The sequence below is a fragment of the Pseudomonas helleri genome, from assembly GCF_001043025.1.
Lineage (GTDB): Bacteria > Pseudomonadota > Gammaproteobacteria > Pseudomonadales > Pseudomonadaceae > Aquipseudomonas > Aquipseudomonas helleri.
Window position 1 is genome coordinate 157752 of sequence record NZ_JYLD01000001.1, and the last position, 19619, is coordinate 177370.

Below are 19619 nucleotides of genomic sequence, written 5' to 3' on the forward strand. Positions count from 1 at the left end.
CATGCTGCACGGGTAAAGTCGGCGAACAACCAGCACTGGAGGGTCTTTATGCTGAACAAGCGTTATCTGCCATCGATCACGGCGTTGCAGTGTTTTGAGGCGGTGACCCGGCACCTGAGCTTTACCCGCGCCGCCGAAGAGCTGAACCTGACCCAAAGTGCGGTCAGCAAGCAGGTTGCACAGCTGGAAGAACTGCTTCAGCACTTGTTGTTCCGCCGCGTGCGGCGCCGCCTGCAACTGACGCCCGCTGGCGACTTGTACCTGGTAGAAGTCCGAAAAATCCTGACCCAAGTCGAGATGTCGACCCACACCCTGCGCTCGTATGGCGGCGAAACCGAGGTGTTGCGCGTGTCGACGCCGTCGACCTTTGGCGCCCGCTGGCTGATGCCGCGCCTCAAGGGCTGGCGACTGCGGCACCCACATATTCATCTGGACGTGTGCAACGAACAGCCCGCCGATGACTTGCTGCAAGGGCGCAGTGATCTGGCGTTCTACTTTGGCCAGGGGTCGCGGCCCGGCACCGAGTCGGTGAGGTTGTTCGGTGAAGAACTGGTCGCAGTGTGTGCGCCGTCGAGCTTGCCCGACCATCCCTTCGACGACCCCACGCAACTCACCGACCTGGTGCTGCTGCAAAACGCCTCACGCCCGCAGGCCTGGCACGAATGGTTTGAAAGCCAGGGTTATCACACCGATCACAGCTATCACGGGCCACGGTTCGACACGTTTTATATGTGCATCCGCGCGGCGCAGGTGGGCTGCGGCGTGGCCTTGCTGCCGAGGTTTCTGGTGGAAGAAGAACTGAGCGAAGGCAAGCTGGTCATTGCCTGGCAGCACCCGATGCCGAGCCGCGATGCGTATTACCTGGCCTATCCCGAACACTCGGCGGGCGTGCCGAAGGTCAAGGCGTTTGTGAACTGGATGATGGAACATCTGGATGACCTGTAGGAGCGAGCTTGCCTCGCGATCTTTTAAACGATCAAAAGATCGCGAGACAAGCTCGCTCCTACAGATGAGAGAAAAAACCGCTGGCAATACGGTCTGCGAATATGCGCCACTATCGCCATTCATTGAAAAAGCTGAACGCCGTGGCTATCAGGCACGGGCAGCATGGAGATTGCCGCTATGAGCGAGAGTGTGTTTGCCGACCGCATCGTGCAGAACTTGCTCGACACCGATTTCTACAAACTGACCATGATGCAGGCGGTGCTGCACAACTACCCCAACGTTGAAGTCGAATGGGAGTTCCGCTGCCGTAACAGCGAGGACCTGCGCCCGTACTTGAGCGAGATTCGCCACCAGATCGAACGCCTCGCTGAGCTGAGCATGACCCCGGACCAGCTCGGCTTTCTGGAACGCATCACGTTTATGAAGCCCGACTTCATCCGCTTTCTGGGCCTGTTCCGCTTCAACCTGCGCTACGGGCACACCGGCATCGAAAATGGCGAGCTGTTTATCCGCCTGCGCGGCCCGTGGCTGCATGTGATTCTGTTTGAAGTGCCGCTGCTGGCGATTGTCAGTGAAGTGCGCAACCGCTCACGCTATGCCGGCACGCTGCTGCGAGAGGCCCGCGAGCAGTTGTATCGCAAGTTTGACTGGCTGCAAGCCAACGCCAATGCCGACGAACTGGCTGAGTTGCAAGTCGCCGATTTCGGCACGCGTCGCCGGTTTTCTTACCGGGTGCAGGAAGAAGTCGTCACGGTGCTCAAGCATGACTTCCCCGGGCGCTTTGTCGGCACCAGCAACGTCAACCTGTCCCGCGAGCTGGACATGAAGCCGCTGGGCACCATGGCCCACGAATGGATCATGGCGCACCAACAACTGGGCCCGCGCCTGATCGACAGCCAAAGCGCCGCGCTCGATTGCTGGGTGCGTGAGTACCGGGGCCTGCTGGGCATCGCCCTGACCGACTGCATCACCACCGACGCCTTTTTGGCCGACTTTGATCTGTACTTCGCCAAACTGTTCGACGGTTTGCGCCACGACTCGGGTGACCCGGTGGTGTGGGCCGAAAAATGCATTGCGCATTACCATCACCTGGGCATCGACCCGATGAGCAAGACCCTGGTGTTTTCCGACAGCCTGACGTTACCCCGCGCACTGGAGATTTTCCGGGCGTTGCGTGGCCGTATCAACGTCAGCTTCGGCATCGGGACTAACCTGACCTGCGACATTCCGGGTGTTGAGCCGATGAGCATCGTGCTTAAAATGACCGCCTGTAATGGCTCACCCGTCGCCAAGATTTCGGATGAGCCGGGCAAGACCCATTGCTCTGATCCAAACTTCGCCGCCTATTTGCGCCACGTTTTCAATGTTCCTGAACAATCCTCCAAGGAGTGAATCATGCAGGCCGTACAGCGTCAGATTGCTGAAGATCTCAATGTCCAACCGCCGTTTAAAGACACTGCCGCGCTTGAGTCCGAGATTGCACGGCGCATCACCTTTATTCAGTGCTGCCTGCACAACGCCAGGCTCAAGACCCTGGTGCTGGGCATCAGCGGCGGCGTCGACTCGTTGACCGCAGGCTTGCTGGCTCAGAAGGCCGTGCAGCAGCTGCGCGAACAGACCGGCGATCAGGCATACCGCTTTATTGCCGTGCGCCTGCCCTACGGCGTGCAGCAAGACGAAGCCGATGCCACCGCGGCCGTCGACTTTATCAACCCCGATGAGCGCCAGACCGTGAACATCGGCCCGGCAGTCAAAGCCCTGGCCGCTGAGGTCAGCGCGTTTGAAGGCAAAAAGCCAGAAACCGTGGACTTTGTGCTGGGCAACACCAAGGCGCGGATGCGCATGGTGGCGCAATACACCATCGCTGGCGCCACGGGCGGGCTGGTGATCGGCACCGACCACGCCGCCGAAGCCGTGATGGGCTTTTTCACCAAGTTTGGCGATGGCTCGTGCGACCTTGCCCCGCTCAGCGGGCTGGTAAAGCACCAGGTCCGGGCCATTGCCCGTCACTTGGGTGCACCAGAGTTTCTGGTCGAGAAAGTCCCTACCGCTGACCTGGAAGACCTCGCGCCGGGCAAACCCGACGAAGTCTCCCATGGCGTGACCTATGCCGAGATTGACGCGTTCCTGCACGGCGAGCCGGTGCGCGAAGAGGCGTTCAATATCATCTGCAGCACCTATGAGAAGACCCACCACAAGCGCGAGATGCCGTTCGCGCCGTGAGGCCTGGCTGCGCAGGCGGCGATGCATTCATCGCCACCTGCGCGTCTCAGAAACAACTTGTAACTTGCACGTTATAAAGTAACAACAATGCTGTAGCATGGGGGCGTTTCCGCACTTTAGAACCCCCATAGGTCAGCCTTGATGAGCCAAGCCCCTTCCTCACCGCCAGCCAACGAACCGTTTGCCGATACCGAACTGGCATGCCTCGTAGGTGCCAAAGCCGCCCTCTTTCGCTGGGCTGCAACCATTGCCACCCGTGACGTCGAACAAATCCTCGCGCTGTATGCCCCCGACGCCATCCTGGTGCCGACCTTGTCCAATCAGGTGCGTGATTGCGACGACAGCCGCCGTAACTATTTCGAGAACTTTTTGGCCAATGAGGGGCTGGTGTGTGACATCCAGGTGTTCAAAAAGCGCGTCAGCCGCAAACTCGGCACCGTGGTCGTGGGCGGCCTTTACACCTTTGCCTACCGGGCAAACAACGAACAGCGCCTGGTACCGGCGCGGTTCCTGTTCACCTTCGAACGCATCAATGACGTGTGGCTGATTACGGGCCATCACTCCTCTATCGAAGCGTGACCCGTTTGCGGGCTCAGGCAGACTCGTTTCTGACCTTGGCCGCGATCAGGCTGTCAGCGGGCGGGCGCTGACGGAAGTACTGGTCTACCCCGGCAAAGATCGCCTCGGCAATTTTGCGTTGGTGGCGGGTGTCATGCAGCCGCTGGCAATCGTTGACGTTGGAAATGAACCCGGTCTCCACCAGAATCGACGGCACCGCCGCCGACTTGAGCACGGCAAACCCGGCCTGCTCAACCCTGGACTGATGCAGCCGCGCAACGCCGCCCAGTTGCGACAGCACCTGATGCCCCAGGTCCAGGCTGGTGGAGATGGTCGCGTTCATCGACATGTCCAGCAGCACGCCCGCCACCATCGGGTCGTCCTTGTGCAGCTTGACGTTTAAGCCGCCGCCCACCGAATCGGCGTCGTTTTCACGATCCGCCATCCAGCGCGCCATCGAAGACGTCGCCCCGTTTTGCGAGAGCGCAAAGACCGACGCGCCTGACGCCGTTAACCTCGGCGCTGCATCGGCATGCACAGAAATAAACAGATCGGCATCGAGCTTTTGCGCCACTTCGGCGCGTTTGCGCAGCGGAATAAAGATGTCATCGGTACGCACCAGCTTGGCCTTGTAGCCTTTTTGCGCGTCGATACGCTTGGCCAGCAGCTTGGCGATTTGCAGCGCAACGATTTTTTCTTGTTCGCCCTTGGAGCCCACCGCGCCGGGGTCTTTGCCACCGTGGCCAGCATCAATGACCACCAGTAGGTCTCGGTTGCGCTTGGCTACCGGGCGTTCGGGCGCAGTTGGCGTGACGACCGATGAGGCAACCGCTTTCGCCGGCTGGCCCACCAGTTGTAGCTCCAGGCGGTGGCCATTGGCCGACAGGGGCCTGAGCGCAGCGCGCACACCGGCATCTGCCAGGTCCAGTACGATGCGCAGATCACCCGCCGGGGTTTTGCCGCTGCGGATGGCGGTGACAGGCGTGCCGTCCAGCACCAGCCCTTCCAAGGGTGCTGCCAACACCGCGCGTTTGAGGTCAATCACCACGCGGGGCGGCGACTCAAGGGTAAAGCTGTTGGCGATGACCGGCCCGCTGAGGTCAAACAGCAGCGTGGTCGAACCTTGCACTCGACTGACACTCACACGCCGCACTGCTTGTGAGGCATACGCTATAAGTGGCGTCGGCAATGCCAACCCGGCCAAGAGAAATTTCACCACGCTACGTCTGTCCATACACCTTCCACGCACAAGAATACTCCGGTCGCGTCATCTTACTCGTTACGTTATAACGGCTAGATGAAGATTTTGACGGGCAGGTTTTATCATCAAAAGGCTGCGTAGAGCTGTCTGCACCACAGCCAGAAAAAACGGAATGAACCCCGCATTTTTTTTCGCTTGTCCGCACGGGGCTCAGCGGCTTTGATAGACCTCTATTTGGTCGTCAGAGCCCTGCCCCATGTCTTCTTTCGATGGTTTGTTCTCTTTGGTTGAATCGGCACTCGATCAGCCAACGGCTCACTGGTTGCGCGAGCATGTCGAGGTGCCCCCTGCCTTGCAGCGCTTTAACTGGAGCGAACAGTCGCTGCACCGCGTATGGCTCGCGCAAGCGCTGAACCTGTGTTTGTTCCACACCTTGGTCAACGCCGTGCCAGATGGCCGACGGTATGTCGAAGAACAAGCCCGGCAAGGGCGCAAGGTGGTGTTTGATCACGGCGCCATTCGCACGGTGGACTGGCCCATTAACGGTCAGTTGCCACGCGGCCGTCAGGCGTTTGCACGTTTGCTGGAGCCGCTGGGCTTTACCGATGTGCGCAACTACCCGCTGACCAAACTGAACATGACCGGCTGGGGCTATCGCCAAATGGACCTGCCTGAAGACATTGCCCAGTTTTTTGTCTCGGAGCTGCACCCCGGGCGCTTCAGCGAGGCCTTTCAGCACGCCGTCAGCCGCGTTGTCGGCTCAAGCCTCGACCCGCTGCAGCCTGAACACTTGAGCCTGCTCAACCGCCTGAGCCTGACCCGCCATTGCAGCCTGAGCGAGGCCCGCACGCTGTTGCCCGCCTTGCACCGCGCCTTTGGCCGCCAACACGGCGTGGTCCACACAACGGACTACCAGTGCTTGCTCAACGAAAGCGCAGAAATGGCCTGGATCGCCACCGAGGGCAACAGCTTCAACCACTTGACCGACCGCGTGCAGGACCTGAACGCCTGCGTCGCCCGGCAGCGCGAGTTGCAGCGGCCAATGAAAGACAGCATTGAGGTGTCAGCTTCGGGGCGGGTCATGCAGACGGCCTACCGCGCCTGCACCGTCACCCGCGAGCTGATCGACGCCCAAGGCCAGTGCCGCGAGCATCAAGTGCCGGGCTCGTTTGTCGAGTTTATTCAGCGCAAGGTCGACCCGGACAACGGCCGCATCGACCTGAACTTCGACAGTAGCAACGCCCAGGGCATTTTCAAGATGACCGACTCAAAAGCCTGAGCCTGAATGCAAACAGCCCCGACGGCGCAACGCACGTCAGGGCTGTTAGAGGCACCTGCGCTTATTTCAGCGTGACGGTGCCTTTCATCATCGAGATATGGCCCGGGAACGAGCAGAAGAACCCGTACTTCTCGTCCGCTTTGAGCTTGGAGACATCAAAGGTCACGGAGTCGGTTTCGCCAGCGCCAATCACCTTGGTGTGCGCGATGATGCGCGTGTCGCCATCCTTCAGATAGTCTTTGTCGATACCCGCGCTCAGGCCATCAGTCGAGATAGGCTGCATATCGGCTTCTTTACTCAGTACCCAGTTATGGCCCATGACTGCTTTTGGCAAGCTACCGGAGTGTGTCAGCTCTACGGTGAAGGTTTTGCAGGACTTGTCGATCTCGATAGCTTTGGTGTTGAACGACATTTGGTCGGTCGAATCAACGGTGACCTTGCACTCAGCTGCTAACAATTGGCCGCTGGCCAAGGTCAAAAGAGATACCGCAACAACTTTTGCAAACATGGTTTTTCTCCAAGGTAGGGTACAAAAAATCCATTATTTGTATACAGGATGCACGAAAACGGGCGTTGTTCCAATGACCCACGTCACGTCCTGACGTTTTTTGTCATGACCTTCTATCAGGCAAACGAACGTAAGACCAGCATCCTTAAGCCATTTTGGGCTTTTTCGGGGTTTAATCGGCATCTGGGTGTAGAGTCGTGTTTTGCGCGCAAACAGCCTGATGGCAAAAACCCAGCTAACGGCAAGGCACTAATACAGGGCAGAATACGCGCCGCTCAACCTCACCTTCGACCCCAAGAGGATCGCTCATGGCCAAACCCAACTATAACTTCGCCAAACGTCAACGAGACCTGGCTAAAGAGCAGAAGAAAGAGGAAAAGCTCGCGCGCAAAAAAGCCGCAGCAGAAGGCACTCCTGTAGAGAACGATCAAGACGTTGATGCAGAACACGACGTCGCGCAAGAAGACGCAGACGCCACACAAACCCCAGCCCCCCACGCATAACCCCACACCCCAGAATGCACAACGCCAGCCCGAAGGCTGGCGTTGGTGTAGGCCGTACACTTATCTGTAGGAGCGAGCTTGCCTCGCGATCTTTTAAAGCTCAAAAGATCGCGAGACAAGCTCGCTCCTACACAGGCCTTTAGCGCGGAACTACGGGCTTGCGCACAGGCTTCTTGCCTTTACCGCCCTTGGCGGCTTCCTGACGCTCTTTGGCCACTTGTTTATTACGGGCAAACGCCGCAGCCTTGGCCTCTTCACGTTTGTCCCACGGGTTGCCACCATCGCTGGCACGCGGCGGCAAGCCGGTGTGTTGCGTCAGGATCTTGGTGGTCTTGCCACCGGCAACCTTGTGACTGCCAGCGGGCGTCGAGTTTTTACGGCGCGCGCTCTGGTAGCTGTCGGTCGCTGGCTGATGCAGCGGGATCAGTTGATCCTTGCCCGAGCCGATCAAGTCAGCACGGCCCATGCGGGTCAGCGCCTCACGCAGCATCGGCCAGCCTTTAGGGTCGTGATAACGCAAGAACGCCTTGTGCAGACGACGCTGCTCTTCGCTCTTGACGATGGTCACGCCGTCACTCTTGTAAGTGACCTTGCGCAGCGGGTTCTTGCCCGAGTGGTACATCGCCGTGGCCGTGGCCATGGGCGACGGATAGAATGCCTGCACTTGGTCCGCCCGGAAACCGTTGCCCTTGAGCCACAGCGCCAGGTTCATCATGTCTTCGTCGGTGGTGCCAGGGTGCGCCGCAATGAAGTACGGGATCAGGTACTGCTCTTTGCCTGCTTCCTTGGTGTACTTCTCGAACATGCGCTTGAAGCGGTCATAGGTGCCAATGCCCGGCTTCATCATCTGGTTGAGCGGACCTTCCTCGGTGTGTTCCGGGGCGATCTTCAGGTAACCGCCCACGTGGTGGGTTACCAGCTCTTTAACGTATTCCGGCGACTCGACCGCGAGGTCATAACGCAGGCCGGAAGCAATCAGGATCTTCTTCACACCCGGCAGTGCACGGGCGCTGCGATACAGCTGGATCAGCGACGAGTGGTCGGTGTTCAGGTTCGGGCAGATGCCCGGGAACACGCACGACGGCTTGCGGCACGCGGATTCGATTTCCGGGCTCTTGCAGGCGATGCGGTACATGTTCGCGGTCGGGCCGCCGAGATCGGAAATGACGCCGGTGAAACCCGGCACCTTGTCGCGGATCTCTTCGATTTCGCGAATGATCGACTCTTCGGAGCGGTTCTGGATGATCCGGCCTTCGTGCTCGGTAATCGAGCAGAAGGTGCAGCCACCAAAGCAGCCACGCATGATGTTCACCGAGAAACGGATCATGTCGTAGGCCGGGATTTTTTCCTTGCCGTAGGCCGGGTGCGGAATACGCGCGTAAGGCATGCCAAACACGTAGTCCATCTCTTCGGTGGTCATCGGAATCGGAGGCGGGTTGAACCACACGTCCACTTCGCCATGCTTCTGCACCAGCGCACGGGCGTTGCCCGGGTTGGTTTCAAGGTGAAGCACGCGGTTGGCGTGAGCGTACAGCACCGCGTCAGCACGGACCTTTTCAACAGACGGCAAGCGAATCACCGTCTTGTCACGGGTCATGCGCGGGCTGGCCAGGATCTGCACGACCTTGGCTTCGTTCGGGTCTTCAACCGGGCCTTTTTCTTGCTCGATGGCGCAGGCCTGAGTGTCCTGGGTGTTCACGTACGGGTTGATGATCTTGTCGATCTTGCCCGGACGGTCGATACGCGTGGAGTCCACTTCGTACCAGTCTTTAGGCGTGTCACGGCGAATGAACGCAGTACCGCGCACATCAGTGATGTCTTCGATCTTGTGGCCATAGGACAGGCGCTGGGCGACTTCGACAATGGCCCGCTCGGCGTTGCCGTACAGCAGGATGTCGGCGCAGGCGTCGATCAGGATCGAGTTGCGTACGCGGTCTTGCCAGTAGTCGTAATGGGCAATGCGGCGCAGGGAGGCCTCGATGCCACCGAGCACAATCGGGACATTTTTGTAGGCTTCTTTACAACGCTGGCTGTACACCAGGCTCGCGCGGTCCGGACGTTTGCCAGCCATGCCACCGGGGGTGTAGGCGTCATCGGAGCGGACTTTTTTGTCGGCGGTGTAGCGGTTGATCATCGAGTCCATGTTGCCGGCCGCGACACCGAAAAACAGGTTCGGCTCGCCCAGCTTCATGAAATCGTCTTTGGACTGCCAGTTCGGCTGGGCAATGATGCCCACACGAAAGCCCTGGGACTCCAGCAAGCGGCCGATGATGGCCATGCCAAACGACGGGTGATCGACATACGCATCACCGGTCACGATGATGATGTCGCATGAATCCCAGCCAAGCTGATCCATCTCCTCCCTGCTCATGGGCAGGAATGGCGCTGGCCCGAAACATTCGGCCCAGTACTTCGGATAGTCAAAAATTGGCTTCGCTGCTTGCATGTCGATGACCGGTGTTGAGTGCAAAAAAAGGGCGCGACATTTACTGAGAAATTCGCGGGCGCGGAATATAGCACAAAAAATGACCAATTCCGACTGTAACGCTGGGCTTTCTTGGCAAGTCGAACGCCAGACAGCTTGGCCTCAAATACCCGAATTTGACGGAGGATCCGCGAGGAAATCAATAGAACTGCGCGGCCACTGATGAATGGCGTAGGCAGCCTCTTGCCACTGCGCATCCAGCGGGGTGAGCGGCAACCGACGGGCGGCGACTTTAAACAACAGGCGTAAGCCGGTATTGGACCGCTGCGAGGCGCGGGTCAGGCGCATCATCAGGGCAACTTGCGAGCGCGCGAGATCAACTTGATGGCCGGAAGAAAAACCCTTCACCCTCGAAAGCCTCTCCAGGGTCAAGAATGCCATCCCTCCCGTCCACAAAACAAAACGGCGGATACCGGCTTGCCTGGACGGTATGAGCAAGGCGTACTGGAGCGCGAGCTGCAAGTGCGCATGAGCAGTCCCAATCAACGCTGAAAGTGCTCGCTCATAGTTGGCGTCTGTTTGATCTGGCTGCAAGCCCAACAAATGGATTGAGTGCTCAGCGAAAAGGTCGCGCGGCAGCCAACAAATACCTCGCTGCCGATCCTCCCATTGGTCTTTAAGAATATTGGTGAGCTGCAAACCCGCCCCGAAGGAGACCGACAAGCGCCGCAGCGTATCGCGATACACGGCTAGCGTCGGGTCGTAGTCGATAAACAATTCCGTCATCATCTCCCCGACAACACCAGAAACGCAGTAACAGTAACGATCCAGGTCTTGACGGGTTTGCATACCCTGAAGGCCCAACGCCTGCCGGAACTCCGACATGCCTCGGGTAATGACCTGCAAGCAGCTAACAATCACTTCGCGCTGAGCAGCTGTCAGTTGGTTATGCACCTGCATCAGCAAAGGCAAATGCGCTAATAGTTCGTGCTCAGCCTCAACCGTCTGTTCTGTCAGCAGAGCAGCCACTTCGTCACTAAAACACTGTGCATTCAGACGCCCTGCTACAACCTCAACCAATGCCTGCTCGAAATGCGTGATTTGCACTGGTGTGAGTGCAGGCTCATCCTCGATCGTGTCCGCAAGACGCAGGAGCAAATAGGCATGAGTCACCACTTGGCTAAGTTCAGGGGGTAACTGAGGAATGGTCAGTGCGAAATTACGCGACACGCGAAAGAGCAGTTCTTTCTGGTAGGCAACCAACTCTTGCATCGGCACGTCACTTTCCGCGCCTCGAATCTGCTGGCTCCACTGCTTCAGTTTGTTGCCGCTGCTGACGAGGATTGTCTTGAACCAGACGGTAAACAGGTCGGGCTCGGCATCCATCCAGCTCAATAGTTGGCATGGTGCAATCCACATCCAGTCAGACGCTTCAGCAGGGTTCGGCGCAGGCTCGCCGTCATGGCGACCTATATAGACGTGGTCAAATTCATGCTCGGTAAGCCCGCCCGGCACCTGCGCTTCATAGGTAAAGGCAGTGACTTCTTGCAACGCGCAATCAAAGCCCATTTCTTCGCCAAGTCGGCGATGAGCCGCGTCTTCAGTTCGCTCGCCATCGCGCGGATGCCCGCAACAGGTATTGGTCCACAAACCTCCGGAGTGGTACTTCTCCAGCGCCCGACGCTGGAGCAACAGCCGACCATTGGAGTCAAACACGAAGAGGGAGAAAGCGCGGTGAAGCAAGCCCTCTCGGTGTGCCTGAAGTTTATTCGCCACACCGACTTGCTGATCATTGGCATCAACCAAAATGAGAAGCTCATCCATTACCGGCACCCCTGAATGACTCACACCATCGCGCAGTCATTAGGGACACAGGCAAATACCCGCCGGAACTGTCAAACATGACAGTGCCGATGAGCGGTAGCGATCAGAAACGGACGACGGGTTACTCGTCGTCGAAGTTGTAACTGCCCGGCGCGAGGTTTTCGAAGCGTGTGTATTTGCCGATAAAGGCCAAACGCGCCGTACCGATCGGGCCGTTACGCTGCTTGCCGATGATGATTTCAGCAACGCCCTTGTGCTCGGTTTCGGGGTGGTACACCTCGTCCCGGTACACGAACATGATGACGTCGGCGTCCTGCTCGATGGCTCCGGATTCACGCAAGTCGGAGTTAATCGGGCGTTTGTTGGGCCGTTGTTCCAAGGAACGGTTGAGCTGCGACAGGGCAATCACCGGGCAGTTGAATTCCTTGGCCAGCGCTTTCAGGGACCGCGAAATTTCAGAAATCTCGTTGGTCCGGTTATCGCCGCCCGAACCCGGGATCTGCATCAACTGCAGGTAGTCGATCATGATCATGCCAATCTCGCCGTGCTCACGCACCAGGCGCCGGGTACGGGCACGCATCTCGGATGGGCTGATACCCGCCGTGTCATCGATGAACAGCTTGCGATCGTTGAGCAGGTTGACCGCCGAGGTCAGGCGTGGCCAGTCGTCATCTTCGAGGCGACCCGCACGCACCTTGCTCTGATCGATACGCCCAAGCGACGAGAGCATACGCATGATCAGCGATTCACCTGGCATCTCAAGCGAGTAAACCAGTACCGCCTTGTCGCTGCGCAACACGGCGTTCTCAACCAGGTTCATGGCGAAGGTGGTTTTACCCATCGAGGGACGGCCCGCGACGATGATCAAGTCGGCTGGCTGCAAGCCGCTAGTCATGTTGTCGAGGTCGGTGTAGCCGGTGGACAAGCCGGTAATGGCTTCGTCGGTATTAAACAGGGTGTCGATACGGTCGATGGCTTTGGTCAACAGGTCGTTGACGCTCACCGGGCCGCCGGTTTTAGGCCGGGCCTCGGCAATCGCAAAGATCTGCCGCTCAGCTTCGTCGAGGATCTCTTCTGCGGTGCGGCCTTCCGGGTTGAAGGCGCTGTCGGCAATTTCAGTGCTGATGCCGATCAGTTGGCGCAACGTCGCACGCTGACGAACGATCTGGGCGTAGGCCTTGATGTTCGCCACTGACGGGGTGTTCTTCGCCAGTTCGCCCAAGTAGCCCAGACCACCGACTTGCGAGGTCTGACCTTCTTTGTCCAATTGCTCGGCAAGGGTCACGACGTCAATGGGTGAGTTCTGGTCGGCCAGTTTGGCGATGGCACGGAAAATCAGGCGATGGTCATGCCGATAAAAATCGCCGTCCGAGACCTGATCCAACACGCGTTCCCAGGCGTTGTTGTCCAGCATCAGACCACCGAGCACAGCCTGTTCGGCCTCGATGGAGTGCGGCGGCACCTTCAGGGCTGCGGTTTGCAGGTCGTATTGCTCAGGAGCGGAAATATCGTTCATGGCCACGTGTCAGTTTGGGGTGAAAATCAGGATCAGCAGAAAGACAAAGGGCACGACCTGTAAACAGGATCGTGCCCGATGTTAACCGTCCAGCACACAGGGTGCCAGTCAGTTAAGACTGCTTAAGCAGCTACCACAACAACGCGTACGGTTGCTTCAACTTCGGCGTGCAGGTGCACAGCCACGTCGAATTCGCCAACGTTACGGATAGTGCCGTTCGGCAGACGAACTTCGCTTTTTGCAACTTCAACGCCAGAGGCGGTCAGTGCATCAGCGATGTCGTGAGTACCGATCGAACCGAACAGCTTGCCTTCGTCACCGGCGGTGGCAGTGATAGTCACTTCCAGCTCGCCCAGTTGAGCAGCACGAGTTTCGGCCGAAGCTTTCTTGTCAGCTGCTGCTTTTTCCAGCTCAGCGCGACGCTCTTCAAACGCAGCCAGGTTGGCAGCGGTTGCAGCGGTAGCTTTGCCGTACGGCAGCAGGTAGTTACGACCGTAGCCGGCCTTAACATTTACTTTGTCGCCCAGGTTGCCCAGGTTTGCGACTTTTTCCAGAAGGATCAGTTGCATGTGAAAATCCTCTTAACTTTTAACCTTCACCGTCCGCAGAGCCTTTATCAGCGTCTTTCGGCGCCAGACGTCCGCGAAAATCAATCAGGCTGTCGACAATGGCCAAGACCACGAGCAACGGATAGATCAGCTGCATAAACAGCAGCAGCGTGACGTACAACCCCACCAGCCAAAACTTGGCCAGTCGCTTTTTCGCTACCAGCCCGTGTATCAGGGCCAGGCCGGCGAAGAACAACGCTACGCTGCACAACGGCGTTAGCATGGCCATTTGCGGACCGAAGTTCGGCCCTACAAGCATGCACGCCAGCAACAATAGCGCTGGTCCCAGCGGTAGGCGGATGCTGCGAAATTCGCTGGCAAAACCGCCCGGGTTGTACAACAGCGCTTGCCAGTAACGCCCAAGAATCAGGCTCAGCACGCTGACGACCTGCATCAAAGCTGCAATCAAACCGGTGAGGACGGGTGCAATCAGTGCTCCGAGGCGCGCTCGCTCTACGTCAGATAACTTGTCGTAGAGACCACTGAGGATCTGCGGCAGAAGTTTTTCCAACTCCTGCGCCATCGCACCAATGGGTTCGCGGAAAACCGTGCCCAGAACCACGCCATACACCACACCCAACGCTACGCTGACCAGCAGCACGCGGTACCAGGGCTGACCGGCGCGCAAGAGCATCGCCAATCCCAGGGTTCCCAACAGCACCATCAAGGTGCGGGGTTCGCCCATAAACCACCAGGCCAAGGCCGGCAGTAAAGCCCATGAGAGGATGCTCAAGGCATCTCTCGGACCGCGCCGCAGGAGCACAAGGCAACCTGCAGCAGCACTCAACCAGAACAAAAACGGCAATGCCGCACATCCGGCCACGATTAACGTGGCCTGCACACGGCCTCGCATGATGAACTCAGCTAGGGCACGCATGCATTCAATCCTTTACTACCTGTCGACTGCCCGGTCTCAGCGGCCGTGGCTGTCGGTGTAGGCCAGCAGGGCCAGGAAGCGGGCGCGCTTGATAGCGGTGGCCAGCTGACGCTGATAACGAGCTTTAGTACCGGTGATGCGGCTTGGAACAATTTTGCCGGTCTCGGATACGTAAGCTTTCAGAGTGTTGAGATCTTTGTAATCGATCTCTTTCACTTCTTCTGCGGTGAAGCGGCAGAATTTACGACGACGGAAGAAACGTGCCATGTAATTGGCTCCTCAAAAGGTCCGTGGATTACTCGTCAGCGTTATCGCTGGCGTCGCTGTTATCGCTGTCATCGCCATCGGCGCTGTCAGAATGCTCAGGACGGTCACGACGCTCACGGCGCTCACTGCGGTTCTCTTCAGCCTTGAGCATCTCGGACTGGCCAGTTACGGCTTCGTCGCGACGGATGACCAGGTTACGGATCACAGCATCGTTGTAACGGAAGTTGTCTTCCAGCTCAGCCAGGGCTTTGCCAGTGCACTCAACGTTCAGCATCACGTAGTGAGCCTTGTGAACATTGTTGATTGCGTAGGCCAGTTGACGACGGCCCCAATCTTCCAGACGGTGGATTTTGCCGCCGTCTTCTTCGATCAGCTTGGTGTAACGCTCTACCATGCCGCCGACTTGTTCGCTTTGATCCGGGTGGACCAAAAAGATGATTTCGTAATGACGCATGAATGCTCCTTACGGGTTGTAGCCTGCCGCTAACTTAAAGCGGTCAGACAAGGAGTGAATGACACTTGTGTGTCTTGCCTAGAGAGGCACATATGCGCCCGCCATGATGGCAAGGGGCGCAATTGTAGAGAAGGGACAAGAGCGACGCAAGGTGATTGGTGATTATTTGAACAATTCAAACGCCCCACAACTGTAGGAGCTGCCGAGGAACGAAGGCTGCGATCTTTTTAAAATCAAAAGATCGCGAGCAAGCTCGCTCCTACAGTTGAGGGCGGGTGTGGCTTATTTCTTTTTGGCAGGGGCCTTGGCTTTGACGCTGCGCTGACGCAGGGCTTCAAACAGGCAAACGCCGGTCGCTACCGAGACGTTCAGGCTGCTGACGCTGCCCGCCATCGGCAGGCGCACCAGGTAGTCGCAATGCTCGCGGGTCAGGCGGCGCATGCCTTTGCCTTCAGCACCCATGATCATGATGGTCGGGCCGGTCAGGTCTTGCTCGTACAGCTCCTGCTCGGCTTCGCCCGCCGTACCGACGATCCACAAGCCACGTTGTTGCAGCTTTTTAAGCGTCGCGGCCAGGTTGGTCACAGCTACCAGTGGAATCACTTCCGCCGCACCGCAGGCTACTTTTCGTACCGTTGGGGTCAGCGTTGCCGACTTGTCTTTAGGCACGATAACCGCCAGCGCACCGGCCGCATCAGCCGTACGCAGGCAAGCACCCAGGTTGTGCGGGTCTGTCACGCCATCCAGCACCAGAATCAACGGAGCACCTTCGGTGCGATCCAGCAATTCGTTGAGCATGGCCTCGCCCCACACCTGGCTCGGGCTCACATCCGCCACAACGCCCTGGTGCACGCCTTCAACCCAGGCGTCCATTTCACGGCGCTCGGCCTGACCGACGTCGATCCGGTTTTCAGCAGCCAGCGCGACCAGGGTCTGGACGCGAGGATCGTTGCGGCTTTCAGCCAACCAGATGTGCTTGACGCGTTTTGGGTGGTGACGAAGCAACGCTTCTACGGCGTGAATGCCGTAGATTTTTTCCAACTGACTCATGACTTGGCCTTAGGTTTGCGCGACCCGCCGCTTTTGCTGGCAGGCGCAGCGCCCGATTTTGGCGGGCCTTTACGATGTTTGCTGGGTTTGGAAGGCTTGCCCGCGTCTTTAGCGGGTGCTGCCCTCCCCGACTTTCCCGACTCCGACGCTCGACCGCCGCTTTTCGCATCGGCCAACAGCGCCTTTTTCACTTCGCGGCTTTTACGCACTTCGGCGTTATTGGCCGCCGCGTCGCTGGAGCGATAAGCGCCGTCAGACGCTTTCACGGTTTTGGCTGGCGCGCTGCGGCGAGCGGGTTTAGCCGCTTCAACCGGTGGCGGCTCAGTCGGCTTGGTCCCGGACTTACCCGCGTTTTTGCGCACAGGCTTTTCGTCGGTGCGGTTTTTACGACCGATCGGCGCGCTGAGGGTTTTCTCAGCCATTTCGAAGTCGATTTTGCGCTCGTCCAGATCAACCCGCATGACGCGCACTTCAACCGTGTCACCCAAGCGGAAGCTGCGACCGGTGCGCTCGCCCGCCAGGCGGTGATGCACAGGGTCAAAGTGGTAGTAGTCGCCCGGCAAGGCGGTCACGTGGACCAGACCTTCAACATAAATGTCGGTCAGTTCAACGAACAGGCCAAAACCGGTAACTGCCGTCACCACACCCGGGAACGTCTCGCCTACGCGGTCCTTCATGAACTCGCACTTGAGCCAGTTGGTCACGTCACGCGTGGCTTCATCGGCACGGCGCTCGCTCATCGAGCATTGCTCGCCGAGCTGCTCCAGAATCGCTTCGTCGTACGGGTAAATGCGCGCTTTCGGGATGGTCATCGCGCCAGCACGCAGAACGTGCGGGGTATCCTGCTTGGAGTGGATAACGCTGCGAATCGCCCGATGCGTGAGCAAGTCCGGGTAACGACGAATCGGCGAAGTGAAGTGAGTATAGGCCTCGTAGTTCAGGCCGAAGTGGCCCTGGTTATCAGCGCTGTACACCGCCTGGCTCAACGAGCGCAGCATCACGGTCTGGATCAGGTGGTAATCGGGGCGGTCCTTGATGTGCTCAAGCAACGCCTGATAGTCCTTCGGCGAAGGACCATCCTTGCCTTTGTGCAGGCTCAGACCCAACTCACCGAGGAACGCGCGGAGTTTTTCCAGACGCTCAGGCGGCGGACCGTCGTGCACACGGTACAGGGCCGGAATTTCGTGCTTCTTGAGGAACTCAGCAGTGGCCACGTTGGCCGCCAGCATGCATTCTTCGATCAGCTTGTGCGCATCGTTACGCGTGGTTGGGCGAATTTCAGCGATTTTGCGCTCGGAACCGAAGATGATCCGGGTTTCCTGGGTTTCAAAGTCAATCGCGCCACGGGTATGACGAGCGCCCAGGAGCACTTTGTACAGTGCGTACAGTTGCTTGAGGTGCGGCACCACATCAGCGAATTCGCTGCGCAGTTGCTTGGCGTCGTTGGTTTTCGGGTGCTCAAGGATGGTGCTGACCTTGTTGTAGGTCAGACGCGCCTGCGAGTGAATCACCGCCTCGTAGAACTGATAGTCGCTCATTTCGCCGGTTTTGGAGATGGTCATCTCGCACACCATGGCCAAACGGTCGACTTTCGGGTTCAGGGAGCACAGGCCGTTGGACAACTCCTCGGGCAGCATGGGAATCACGCGCTCCGGAAAGTACACCGAGTTGCCACGCACTTGAGCTTCAGCGTCCAGCGCCGAACCAATTTTCACGTAGCTGGATACGTCGGCAATGGCCACGTAGAGCTTCCAGCCGCCACCGAACAAGCGCAGCTTGCCGGACTTGGCTTCGCAATACACGGCGTCATCGAAGTCGCGGGCATCTTCGCCGTCAATGGTGACGAACGGCAGATGACGCAGATCGATGCGCTTCTCTTTGTCTTTCTCTTCAACTTCTGGCTTGAGCTTGGCGGCTTCTTTAAGCACAGCCTCTGGCCAGACGTGAGGAATGTCGTAGGTGCGCAGCGCGATGTCGATTTCCATGCCGGGCGCCATGTAGTTGCCCACCACTTCAAGCACATCACCCTGCGGCTGGAAGCGCGGGGTCGGCCAGTGAGTGATCTTCACTTCAACGAACTGCCCGATCTTCGCGCCCGCATTGCGGCCCGGAGTCACCAGCACTTCCTGCTGGATTTTCGGGTTATCGGCCACTACAAAGCCGATGCCGCCTTCTTCGAAGTAACGACCCACGATGGTTTCGTGAGCACGCGAGACCACTTCAACGATCACGCCTTCACGACGACCACGGCGGTCCAGACCCGAAACACGGGCCAGCGCACGGTCGCCATCGAACACCAGACGCATTTGCGCCGGGCTCAGGAACAGGTCGTCGCTGCCATCGTCCGGCACCAAAAAGCCGAAGCCATCACGGTGACCGCTGATGCGACCCAGGATCAGGTCGAGCTTGTCTACCGGCGCGTACGTGCCACGGCGGGTGTAAATCAGTTGAGCATCGCGCTCCATCGCACGCAGGCGACGACGCAGGGCTTCAATTTGGTCTTCGGTCGTGAGTCCAAACTCTGCGACCAACTGCTCACGAGCAGCAGGCGAACCGCGTTCAGCCAGATGCTGAAGGATCAGTTCGCGACTTGGGATAGGGTTTTCGTATTTTTCCGCTTCACGTGCGGCCTCGGGATCGAGGGTCTGCCAATCGGCCATTAGATAGTTTTCACCTTGTCTATATGCGGTTAGTTTGGCATACGCGTATTGAAACGGGAAATTTCGGACTCTAGCAGTGCCTTATTAGCCGGTTCTGACGCGCCTGGCGGGCTCAAACACATCGCCCGCGAAATATTTCGAATATTTTTAATCACAACGCTTTACAGGTCAAAGGGGCATCCGTATAGTGCGCGCCATCGACAACGGCGACGTTGCAGATACTGCCCAGATGGTGAAATTGGTAGACACGCCAGCTTCAGGTGCTGGTGGCCGCAAGGCCGTGGAAGTTCGAGTCTTCTTCTGGGCACCAATTTAGAGAGTGAGATTAGTACAATCTTGCATCTCACACAAAACCCGCGAAAGCGGGTTTTTTGCATTTGGGGGTTTCACAAAGATTTTTGATTTATAAACCAAAACAGGGGTTTACAGATCAAATAGCTCTCCGTATAGTGCGCCACATCAACAGCGGCAACGTTGCTGATACTGCCCAGATGGTGAAATTGGTAGACACGCCAGCTTCAGGTGCTGGTGGCCGCAAGGCCGTGGAAGTTCGAGTCTTCTTCTGGGCACCAATTCAGGTTTACAGCCTACGGTTGTGAAACCACTCAAAAAGCCCGCGAAAGCGGGCTTTTTAGTTTCCGGCATTCCCCCCCTCCCTTGGTCTGACACCTTCTATCCAGTCCACCAACGTTGTATTTGATAATCCATCTCACTCGCACTA

General features: G+C 58.1%; 17 protein-coding genes and 2 tRNA genes. 8 read left to right on the forward strand and 11 right to left on the reverse strand.

Going from position 1 to position 19619, the window contains the following annotated elements; translation table 11 throughout:
- Positions 1-48 precede the first annotated feature (48 nt).
- From TU84_RS00660 to TU84_RS00675, 4 genes are all read left to right on the forward strand, one after another.
- Positions 49-945, forward strand: a complete 897-nt coding sequence (locus TU84_RS00660; RefSeq protein ID WP_048366573.1) for a LysR family transcriptional regulator — start codon at positions 49-51, stop codon at positions 943-945.
- Between the two features lie 177 nt (positions 946-1122).
- Positions 1123-2337 (forward strand): nicotinate phosphoribosyltransferase, encoded by a 1215-nt coding sequence (gene pncB / locus TU84_RS00665; protein WP_048366574.1) that lies wholly within the window; start codon positions 1123-1125, stop codon positions 2335-2337.
- A 3-nt stretch (positions 2338-2340) separates the two neighbouring features.
- A complete protein-coding gene (gene nadE, locus TU84_RS00670; protein ID WP_048366575.1) occupies positions 2341-3168 on the forward strand; it encodes an ammonia-dependent NAD(+) synthetase in 828 nt (275 codons plus the stop codon).
- A gap of 141 nt (positions 3169-3309) precedes the next feature.
- Positions 3310-3747: a DUF4440 domain-containing protein gene (locus TU84_RS00675; protein WP_048366576.1), complete on the forward strand. Its 438-nt coding sequence runs from the start codon at positions 3310-3312 to the stop codon at positions 3745-3747.
- 13 nt (positions 3748-3760) lie between these two features.
- Here the strand turns inward: TU84_RS00675 and TU84_RS00680 are convergent, their stop codons facing one another.
- A complete protein-coding gene (locus TU84_RS00680) occupies positions 3761-4960 on the reverse strand; it encodes an N-acetylmuramoyl-L-alanine amidase (protein ID WP_048366577.1) in 1200 nt (399 codons plus the stop codon).
- Positions 4961-5183: 223 nt separating this feature from the next.
- Between TU84_RS00680 and TU84_RS00685 the strand changes: the two genes are divergently transcribed.
- A complete protein-coding gene (locus TU84_RS00685; protein WP_048366578.1) occupies positions 5184-6206 on the forward strand; it encodes a DUF1338 domain-containing protein in 1023 nt (340 codons plus the stop codon).
- 61 nt (positions 6207-6267) lie between these two features.
- Here the strand turns inward: TU84_RS00685 and azu are convergent, their stop codons facing one another.
- Positions 6268-6714, reverse strand: coding sequence for an azurin (gene azu, locus TU84_RS00690; RefSeq protein WP_048366579.1), 447 nt, complete (start codon positions 6712-6714; stop codon positions 6268-6270).
- 308 nt (positions 6715-7022) lie between these two features.
- Here azu and TU84_RS00695 point away from each other — a divergent pair, with 308 nt between their 5' ends.
- Positions 7023-7217 (forward strand): hypothetical protein, encoded by a 195-nt coding sequence (locus tag TU84_RS00695; protein WP_048366580.1) that lies wholly within the window; start codon positions 7023-7025, stop codon positions 7215-7217.
- Between the two features lie 139 nt (positions 7218-7356).
- On the opposite strand, the gene TU84_RS00700 is transcribed toward TU84_RS00695, so the two are convergent.
- The 9 genes from TU84_RS00700 to rnr all read right to left on the reverse strand — a co-directional run bounded on the left by TU84_RS00700 (position 7357) and on the right by rnr (position 18898).
- On the reverse strand, positions 7357-9663 hold the full coding sequence (locus TU84_RS00700; protein ID WP_048366581.1) for a YgiQ family radical SAM protein: 2307 nt from the start codon (positions 9661-9663) through the stop codon (positions 7357-7359).
- A 141-nt stretch (positions 9664-9804) separates the two neighbouring features.
- A complete protein-coding gene (gene idi, locus TU84_RS00705) occupies positions 9805-11466 on the reverse strand; it encodes an isopentenyl-diphosphate Delta-isomerase (RefSeq protein ID WP_241486366.1) in 1662 nt (553 codons plus the stop codon).
- A 121-nt stretch (positions 11467-11587) separates the two neighbouring features.
- Entirely contained in the window at positions 11588-12982 is a 1395-nt protein-coding gene (gene dnaB, locus TU84_RS00715) for a replicative DNA helicase (RefSeq protein ID WP_048366583.1), read from the reverse strand.
- A gap of 122 nt (positions 12983-13104) precedes the next feature.
- A complete protein-coding gene (gene rplI, locus TU84_RS00720; protein ID WP_048366584.1) occupies positions 13105-13551 on the reverse strand; it encodes a 50S ribosomal protein L9 in 447 nt (148 codons plus the stop codon).
- Positions 13552-13570: 19 nt separating this feature from the next.
- On the reverse strand, positions 13571-14467 hold the full coding sequence (locus TU84_RS00725; protein ID WP_048366585.1) for a YybS family protein: 897 nt from the start codon (positions 14465-14467) through the stop codon (positions 13571-13573).
- 36 nt (positions 14468-14503) lie between these two features.
- Positions 14504-14734, reverse strand: coding sequence for a 30S ribosomal protein S18 (rpsR, locus tag TU84_RS00730; RefSeq protein WP_003171373.1), 231 nt, complete (start codon positions 14732-14734; stop codon positions 14504-14506).
- A gap of 28 nt (positions 14735-14762) precedes the next feature.
- Positions 14763-15188, reverse strand: a complete 426-nt coding sequence (rpsF, locus tag TU84_RS00735; RefSeq protein WP_003439045.1) for a 30S ribosomal protein S6 — start codon at positions 15186-15188, stop codon at positions 14763-14765.
- A 282-nt stretch (positions 15189-15470) separates the two neighbouring features.
- Entirely contained in the window at positions 15471-16238 is a 768-nt protein-coding gene (rlmB, locus tag TU84_RS00740; protein WP_048366586.1) for a 23S rRNA (guanosine(2251)-2'-O)-methyltransferase RlmB, read from the reverse strand.
- On the reverse strand, positions 16235-18898 hold the full coding sequence (gene rnr / locus TU84_RS00745) for a ribonuclease R (protein ID WP_048366587.1): 2664 nt from the start codon (positions 18896-18898) through the stop codon (positions 16235-16237). Before rnr ends, rlmB begins: the two co-directional genes overlap by 4 nt.
- A 223-nt stretch (positions 18899-19121) precedes the next feature.
- Here rnr and TU84_RS00750 point away from each other — a divergent pair.
- Positions 19122-19208 (forward strand) — tRNA-Leu (locus tag TU84_RS00750).
- Positions 19209-19383: 175 nt separating this feature from the next.
- Positions 19384-19470 (forward strand) — tRNA-Leu (locus TU84_RS00755).
- Positions 19471-19619: the final 149 nt, after the last annotated feature.